This is a genomic window from Mycobacterium sp., assembly GCF_035603715.1.
In the GTDB taxonomy this organism is placed as follows: domain Bacteria; phylum Actinomycetota; class Actinomycetes; order Mycobacteriales; family Mycobacteriaceae; genus Mycobacterium.
Genome location: NZ_DATNJW010000025.1, coordinates 1 through 7,555, shown reverse-complemented (window position 1 = coordinate 7,555; position 7,555 = coordinate 1). Strand labels below are relative to the sequence as shown.

Sequence of the window (7,555 nt, the reverse complement as noted above, 5' to 3'; positions counted from 1 at the left end):
GCAGACCAAGACCGGGTCGACCAGCGATGTGGTGATGGCCGGCGCCCACCTCGACAGCGTTCCCGAGGGCCCGGGCATCAACGACAACGGATCCGGTGTGGCCGCGGTTCTGGAGACCGCTTTGCAACTGGGCAGTTCGCCGGGAATCCACAACGCGGTGCGATTCGGGTTCTGGGGCGCTGAGGAGCTCGGGCTGATCGGCTCGCACAAGTATGTCCAGTCATTGGATGTCGAAGCGCTCAAAAACATTGCGCTGTACCTGAATTTCGACATGCTAGCGTCACCGAACCCGGGCTATTTCACCTACGACGGCGACCAGTCGTTGCCGGCTGACAAGCGTGGCAGTCCGGTGGTGCCGGAGGGCTCCGCCGGAATCGAGCGGTCGCTGGCCGCCTACCTCAACTCCGCCGGAAAAACGCCGCAGGACACCTCGTTTGACGGCAGGTCCGACTACGACGGCTTCACCCAGGCCGGCATCCCGTCGGGCGGCTTGTTCTCCGGCGCAGAAAACAAGAAGTCGTCCGAGGAGGCCAAGCTGTGGGGTGGTGAAGCCGACCAGCCGTTCGACCCCAACTACCACAAGAGCACCGACACCTTGGAGCACATCGACCGCGCCGAACTCGCCATCAACGGCGGTGGTGTCGCCTATGCGACGGGTCTATACGCCCAAGATCTCAGTGGCCGCAACGGTATTCCGGTCCGTGCGGACCGGACCCGTCACCAGCTGTCGAAGAAATGAGTTAGTCGCCAGTACGCTCGAACTTGTCTTCGAAATCGCCGCCGGCACAGGCGCTTCCAGTCGTCACGTTGTGGCCGTGCCCGGTGAGCAGCGGGATCGGATCTTGCAGCGGGTCGGGCAGCGGATACTCCGCGGTGAGTTTGATATGCACGGTTCCGCCGAGATTGCAGGGCACCGTGCCCTCGTCATTGCGGGTCCATTTGCCGCCGCTGAACACCAGGGGCACCACCCCGTCGATCGCATGGAACAGGCTCATGCACCGATCGCCGGTGCGCAGGCACACCGTACGGACGGTGAGATCGTCTTGTCCCGGTGCAGAACCGCCGTTCGCGTAGGTGATTGTTTCGTGGTATCGCCCGCGTAGCGCTGTGGACGGTGATGCCGCGCGTGGAGGCAACGCGGCCGGATCGGGAACTTTGGAGAGGTCGGGATCGCCGGTGCGGGTAAAGGTTACGGTTCGCTTCGCCGTGCTGCAGCTGTTGGTGGTTGACCTGGTGGTGTCACCGGACAGTGTGCCGTCCGGTTGCGGCTGCAGGGTGAACACCACCCAGACTTCGGTGGGCGCGTCATTGCAGGACGTAGAGCCCAGACCCACGGCAAGCCAACTACCGCCGACCTGATCGAACACCAAATTCGAGACGAGCACGACCCCGCTACCACCGACGTAGGACGCCGTCGCGATACAGCCGCCGGATCCGCACGTAGAGCGCACATCCCAGGTGCCAGTCATCGGCGGTGCACCCGCGACCACTTTTCCTTCGAGGTCGGTGCCGGGGCCGTAGTCCGCCCGGTAGGTGCCGCTGAACGCGTGGGCGGTGGCTGCGGGCGCGGTCGATGGTGTGCTGCCACCCCGATCGTGGTGCCGCACAAACGTCACGCCCGCAAAAATGGCCCCGGCCACCAGCAGCAACGCGGTAACCGCCAGCGACGCAATCAATGTCGGGCGCGAAACACGCGGAGGGCTGGTCATCAGGGTGGGCGCGGGCGCGGTCGGGCCTGGCGGGGGTGCGGGTGGGGGCTGGTGGACGTGGCCGGACGGCCGGCTGAGAAGGGCGCTCAGCTCGCGGGCGAAATCTCGGCAGCTGGGATACCGGTCGGCGGGCGACTTGGCCATCGCCCGGGCCAGCACCGGATCCAGCACAGCCAACTCGGGCCGCCGTTCCCCGAGCGAAGGTATCGGCGCTGCAACGTGTTTGGTGATCACCACGGCCGGGTTGGAATCGACGTACGGTGGCGCTCCGGTCAATAGGTCAAAGGCAGTGCACGCCAGTGCATATTGATCGGTGCGACCGTCGAGCGGCTCACCCCTCAACTGCTCGGGCGCCGCGTAGGCCATCGTGCCGACGGCCATATTGGTGGCGGTCAGGCCCGCTGGGTCATCGATCAGACGCGCGATACCGAAGTCGGCCAGGAAAATTCGTTGTGCTTGCGGATCCAGCAGGATGTTGGCCGGTTTCACGTCGCGATGCAGCAAGCCCCGTTGATGCGCATAATCCAACGCCGACGCCACTGCCGTGACGATCTCCAGCGCTTCACCGACGGGCAGGCCGTTGGGATGGTGCTCGCGCACCAGCCGGGACGCGTCCGTGCCCCCGACATAATCCATCGAAATCCACAACTGACCGTCGTATTCACCGCGGTCATGAACACCCAAGATGTTGGGATGCGACAAGCTGGCCGTCAGATCGGCCTCACGCAGAAACCGCGCCCGATACTGCGGGTCGGCGGTCCACTGCGCCGGCAGCACCTTCAGCGCGTCCTGGCGCGGCAACCGGGGATGCGCGGCCAGATACACCGTGCCCATGCCGCCGGCACCCACCACCCGCAGGATCGTGAATCCCGCGAACGCTTCACCTACCGATACCGGCATGGGCAGATCCTAACCGGAAGCTATGGTAGGAGTTGTTTAGCTGGCGAACCTGGTGAGCGTAGAAACATCACGATGACCGATGGTTTAGGCACGGGGCGGTCCTTTGCGGTGCCGCAGTTCGGTGTATTGGGCCCGTTGCAGGTGCGCATGGGCGATGAATCGCTGCCGTTGGGCACCCCCAAGCAGCGGGCGGTGCTGGCGATGTTGATCGTCAATGCGAATCGACCGGTGGGCATCGACTCGCTCATCGGTGCCGCATGGGACCAGCGGCCGCCGCAGGGAGCGCGGGCCACGCTGCACGCCTACATCTCCAACTTGCGTCGGCTGATGAGCGATGCGGGCATCGACCGCTCCGTGCTGGCCAGCAAACCGCCGGGCTATCAACTGTCCATCAGCGACGATCAGTATGACTTTGGCCGATTCATCGCCGAGAAAAACGCCGGCGTGCAGGCCGCGGCCGACGGGCAGTTCGAGCAGGCCGGCCAGCACCTGTTGGCCGCGCTTGGCCAGTGGCGCGGACCGGTTCTCGAGGACCTGAGCGACTTTCACTTCGTGGAGACCCTGGCCGCGGCGATCGACGAGGAGAGGGTTCTTGTCTACATCGCGCGCGCTGAAGCCGAAATCGCGTGCGGTCGACCGCATAACGTGATCGCGGAGCTGGAGGCGTTGACCGCCAGGCATGGCTATCGGGAACCATTGTGGGCCCAGTTGATTACCGCCTACTACTTGGACGACCGTCAGTCCGACGCGCTGGACGCGTACTTGCGGCTGAAAGCGCTACTCGCGGAAGACTTGGGCATCGACCCGAGCTGGACGATCCGGGAGCTCTACGAGCAGATTCTGCGTCAGGAGCCGTTGGACGCTCGCAAGGTTGCCCAATCGCACGCCGAGGACACCATTGTCGCCCAGTCGGACAACGCAATCCGAGTCCGCCGGGCTGCGACGGCGGCACTGATCGGCGCCGACGGGCGACGCTATGCGTTAGCCGGCACGGCCACCCGGATAGGTCGCAGCCCCGACAACGACATCGTGCTGTCCGACGCCAAAGTCAGCCGCCACCACGCCGTCATCGCCGATGACGGCCGGACGATCCTCATCACCGATCTGGGATCGGCGAACGGAGTCCGGGTGCGCCGGAAACGTATCGACCCCAGCGCCGAACTGCGCGATGGCGATCGCATTCGGATCGGCGACGAGGAATTCACGCTCGAGACCGGAGCCGGCCCCGCCGCGCAGTAGCCGGCCGCCGGTGAGCGGTCCGTTAAGGATCCAGTAAGCGCTGTCCCGCACCGTGAGCAAGCGCAGGTGTTGCACCGCATCACCGCACCCTCACGAAAGGACAACGCACATGAAGATTCTGCCCGCCAACATCGAAGAACAGATCGAGCGCGTCGATCGCAATCGCAGCCTGATCATCGGGATCAGTGCGGGACTGGTCGCGTTCTGGTGCCTCTACCGGGTGCTGTGGTCGATCTATCTCTCGCTGACCTACGACTTCTTGTTCGGGTCGCTGGTGTTCTCCATCGTGCTGTGGAGTGTGATCGGCGTCGTCGCGACGATTGCAGCCACCGGATTCCTCACGCGTTACGCCAAGCGACCTTGAGCCGGAAAGATGGCCAACTCGTATCGGCCCGAACCCCCACAGTTACTGCCCACCACCGTCGCTGACGGGCGCGCCCCGGGTGTGTACTACCGCATCGACGGAGAGTTGGTGCCGGTGCTGCACATCTGGCTCGACGGCAGTGTGCCGGTGTTTTTCGAGCACCACGTCATTTTATGGAAGGACCCTGGGCTCGATATCGGGCTCAGGGGCAAGGGTGCGCTCAAGCGGATGATCGCGGGCATGCCACTGCTGATGACCGAGGCGCGCGGGCCGGGGCAGGTCGCATTTTCGCGCGACGGCACCGGACACGTCTTTCCACTGCATTTGCGGCCCGGGACTGCGGTCGAGGTTCGCGAGCACCAATATCTCGCGGCCACCGGCAATTTGGAGTACGGATTCACCCGCCAGAAGGGGATCCGAAACATGTTGTTCGGCTCGAGTGGGTTCTTCGTGGACCGGTTCGCCGCGACACAGTCAGAGGGCGTGGTGTGGCTGCACGGCTACGGAAATGTTTTTGAGAAAGTTCTCGCCCCCGGTGAGCAGATCGATGTGGAGCCCGGAAGTTGGATCTTCCGCGATGAAAGTGTGCGGATGGATCCACAGGTTTATGGACTTCGGACCGGAATGTTCGGTGGGAGCGGCAATCTCGTCTTCAATCGCTTCACCGGTCCCGGCCGGGTCGGACTTCAGTCGATGTACGTCGACATGTCCGGCGACGTATCGACATGACTGTGCTGGCGCATTAAGGATCCATAAAGTCCTCTGCCGCACTGTGATTAGGCATCACGTCCACAACACAAACAAGGAGTCCATCAATGAAACGCGAAATCCTGATCATGGCCGGTACGGCGGCCGCCCTCGGCACGGTGATGGTGGGTTGTTCACACCACGACAAGGCCGTCAGCGTCGGTAATGCCGCAGTGGCGCCCGCCGGCTCGTCGAACACCAAGGTGCTCGTCGACGGTAAAGATCAAAACGTCAAGGGCCAGGTCGCTTGCACCACTACCGCCGGCACGGTCAACATCGCCATCAGTGGCGGATCCGGTTCGTCCGGTGTTCCCAGCGGCATCGGCGCCGTGCTGACCGATGCCAACCCGCCGGCCGTCAAATCCGTTGCGCTGGGCAATGTCAACGGCGTCACATTGGGCGTCGGCGGCACCAGCGGCAAGGCCAACGCCACCAAGGACGGCAGCACCTACAAGATCAGCGGTACCGCCAGTGGTGTGGACATGTCCAACCCGATGGCGGGACCGGTCAACAAGTCGTTCGAACTCGACGTCGCCTGCCCCTAACACCGGCTCTGTCCGGCCACCGAGTGTCGCCACGCCGACATTCGGTGGCCGGGCGGCCGCAGTGAATCCACCAGACGAAAGGAACATCCCTCATGAAAAACAACAAACCCGCGCTCATCCTGGCCGGGGCGATCGCCGCGCTCTTCGTCATCACGTTCGTGATTCGCTTTGTCGCGCTGAGCGAACTCGGCCTGCCCGGCGGTTGGACGCTCTACTTCGGCCTGCCGGTCGGAGGCATCGGCCTGCTGATTCTGCTGTTGCGGCTCGGGCTGCTCAACGTCGGCCAACAACCGAGCGCTACGATGCGGGCCTTTCAGCACGACGCTGCCATGCACGTCCCGTGGACGCCGGCGCCGACCGCGGCGCCGACGACGCAACGACTGCAGGAGATCGAGAACCTGCGCGCCAGCGGCGCCATCTCTGACGAGGAGTACACCGCGGAGCGTGCGCGGATCATCGCGAGCCTGTAGAACCTCCTGAGGTTCAACCGATCTCCGATAGCTTCGGCATCACCTCGTCGCCGATGCGTTTCACGAAGCCGGCAGGATCCGGTGCGCCTGGCATGGGGCCGGCGTGGATCATGTCGATACCGAGTTCGGAGAACCGTTCCAGCTTCCTGAGGTATCCGTCGAGATCCTCGAACGGGTCCTCCAAGACGCCAACGGTTTTCCGGATCTCGGCGAAATCACGACCCACCGTTTCGCAATGGCGGCTCAACACGTCGATCTTGTGAGTGAGCACGTCGATGTCGGAATCGGTCGAGTTCCAGACATCGGCGTACTGCGCGACGAGCCGCAGCGTCTTCTTCTCACCGCCGCCACCGATCAGGATCGGCGGCCGCCGGATCGGCTGGGGCTGGCAGATCGTTTCGGCCAGCTGATAGTGCTTGCCGTCGTAGGTCCCGTCGTTGTCGCTCCACATCTGCTGACAGATCTGCAGGGTCTCTTCGAGCATCTCGAACCGATCGCGCAACGGCGGATACGGAACGCCCAGGGCGAGATGCTCACGCTCATACCACGCGGCGCCGATGCCGAACATCGACCGGCCCTGTGAGAGCACATCAAGAGTCGTCACTGTTTTGGCCAGCAACCCCGGATGCCGGTAGGTGACCCCGGTAACCAACAACGCCAGGGTGATGTTCGTGGTCCGGCCGGCCAGGTAGCCCAGCGAGGTGTAGCCCTCCAAGAAGGGATCTTCCGCGCGCCCAACGTTTTCCATCTGGAAGAAGTGATCGGCAAGCGTGAACATCGTCGCGCCGATCTCTTCGGCGGCTGTCGCGGTAGCCAACAGGGTCGGTGCCAACTGGGCCGCGTCGCCCGGCAAGAAGTCGATGAAGTGTATGCCCAATTGCATTGGTAGCTCCGTTCGTTAGTCGGTCAAGCGCTGAAGCAGAGACAGCGCATCGTTGATGACGCGCCGTTCCGGCTCCGAGTAGCGCTCCTGCATGGCACGGGCCAGCCATTCCTCGCGGATCTGACGATCGCTTTCTGCGCGGCGCCGTCCGGCGGCGGTCAGCGAAATCACTTGTCGCCGACCGTCATCGGGGTCAGGAGCACGACGAATAAGGCCGTGCTGGTCGAGTCCGGCCAGGATGGCGGCCATCGACTGCGGCCGTACTCGCTCGGAGGCGGCCAGCGCGCTGGTCGACGACGTGCCTTCTTTCCACAGCCGGGTTAGCACCGCAGTTTGCGATGGTGTCAGCCCGCCGCCGGTGCTGACGTCTTTGAGTTGGCGGCGAAGTCGGCTGAACATCACCCGCAGATCCCGGGCGGCGGCTCCTGCCGACTCGCTGATCCCGTCCACTCGATCCAATCTACATTAGACAGTACAAACTGTACAGTCTGGACTGTCTAATGCGAGGCCCTGCGGCTTAGGTCGCGTCTCCGCGCAACTCCCAGAATCGGGTACTCTCCTCCGAATCGTCCGGAGTATGCACCCATATCGCGGCGACGACCGTCACCAGCGCCCAGCCGATGATGGCGGCCGGGATAGCCCAGAGGCGGCGCAGCAGCAGCGCTGTCGCGCACTGGCCGGCGAGGTTGGCGTCGTGG

General features: G+C 64.0%; 9 protein-coding genes and 1 pseudogene. 6 read left to right on the top strand and 4 right to left on the bottom strand.

From position 1 onward, the window contains the following. On the top strand, nt 1–739 hold a 739-nt coding region (locus VN856_RS00850; RefSeq protein WP_325685236.1), incomplete at its 5' end, for a M28 family peptidase. A gap of 1 nt (nt 740) precedes the next feature. Here VN856_RS00850 and VN856_RS28850 read toward each other — a convergent pair. Continuing rightward, nucleotides 741–2,609: a serine/threonine-protein kinase gene (locus VN856_RS28850; protein ID WP_414686840.1), complete on the bottom strand. Its 1,869-nt coding sequence runs from the start codon at nt 2,607–2,609 to the stop codon at nt 741–743. A gap of 72 nt (nt 2,610–2,681) precedes the next feature. On the opposite strand from VN856_RS28850, the gene VN856_RS00840 reads away from it, so the two are divergent. The 5 genes from VN856_RS00840 (at nt 2,682) to VN856_RS28845 (ending at nt 5,974) form a co-directional block, all read left to right on the top strand. After that, a complete protein-coding gene (locus VN856_RS00840) occupies nt 2,682–3,848 on the top strand; it encodes a BTAD domain-containing putative transcriptional regulator (protein WP_325685235.1) in 1,167 nt (388 codons plus the stop codon). A 109-nt stretch (nt 3,849–3,957) separates the two neighbouring features. Next, entirely contained in the window at nt 3,958–4,212 is a 255-nt protein-coding gene (locus VN856_RS00835; protein WP_325685234.1) for a hypothetical protein, read from the top strand. Nucleotides 4,213–4,221: 9 nt separating this feature from the next. Further along, nucleotides 4,222–4,941 carry an AIM24 family protein gene (locus VN856_RS00830; RefSeq protein ID WP_325685233.1) on the top strand — a complete coding sequence of 240 codons (720 nt, stop codon included), beginning with the start codon at nt 4,222–4,224 and terminating at the stop codon, nt 4,939–4,941. Nucleotides 4,942–5,027: 86 nt separating this feature from the next. Further along, on the top strand, nt 5,028–5,504 hold the full coding sequence (locus VN856_RS00825) for a lipoprotein LpqH (RefSeq protein ID WP_325685232.1): 477 nt from the start codon (nt 5,028–5,030) through the stop codon (nt 5,502–5,504). 92 nt (nt 5,505–5,596) lie between these two features. Further along, complete coding sequence (locus VN856_RS28845) at nt 5,597–5,974, top strand: SHOCT domain-containing protein (RefSeq protein ID WP_414686839.1); 378 nt, start codon at nt 5,597–5,599, stop codon at nt 5,972–5,974. Nucleotides 5,975–5,987: 13 nt separating this feature from the next. Here the strand turns inward: VN856_RS28845 and VN856_RS00815 are convergent, their stop codons facing one another. From VN856_RS00815 to VN856_RS00805, 3 genes and pseudogenes are all read right to left on the bottom strand, one after another. Further along, nucleotides 5,988–6,857, bottom strand: a complete 870-nt coding sequence (locus VN856_RS00815) for an LLM class F420-dependent oxidoreductase (protein ID WP_325685231.1) — start codon at nt 6,855–6,857, stop codon at nt 5,988–5,990. Nucleotides 6,858–6,872: 15 nt separating this feature from the next. Further along, a complete protein-coding gene (locus tag VN856_RS00810) occupies nt 6,873–7,307 on the bottom strand; it encodes a MarR family winged helix-turn-helix transcriptional regulator (RefSeq protein ID WP_325685230.1) in 435 nt (144 codons plus the stop codon). 67 nt (nt 7,308–7,374) lie between these two features. Next, nucleotides 7,375–7,555: pseudogene (locus tag VN856_RS00805) on the bottom strand (hypothetical protein); the annotation flags it as partial.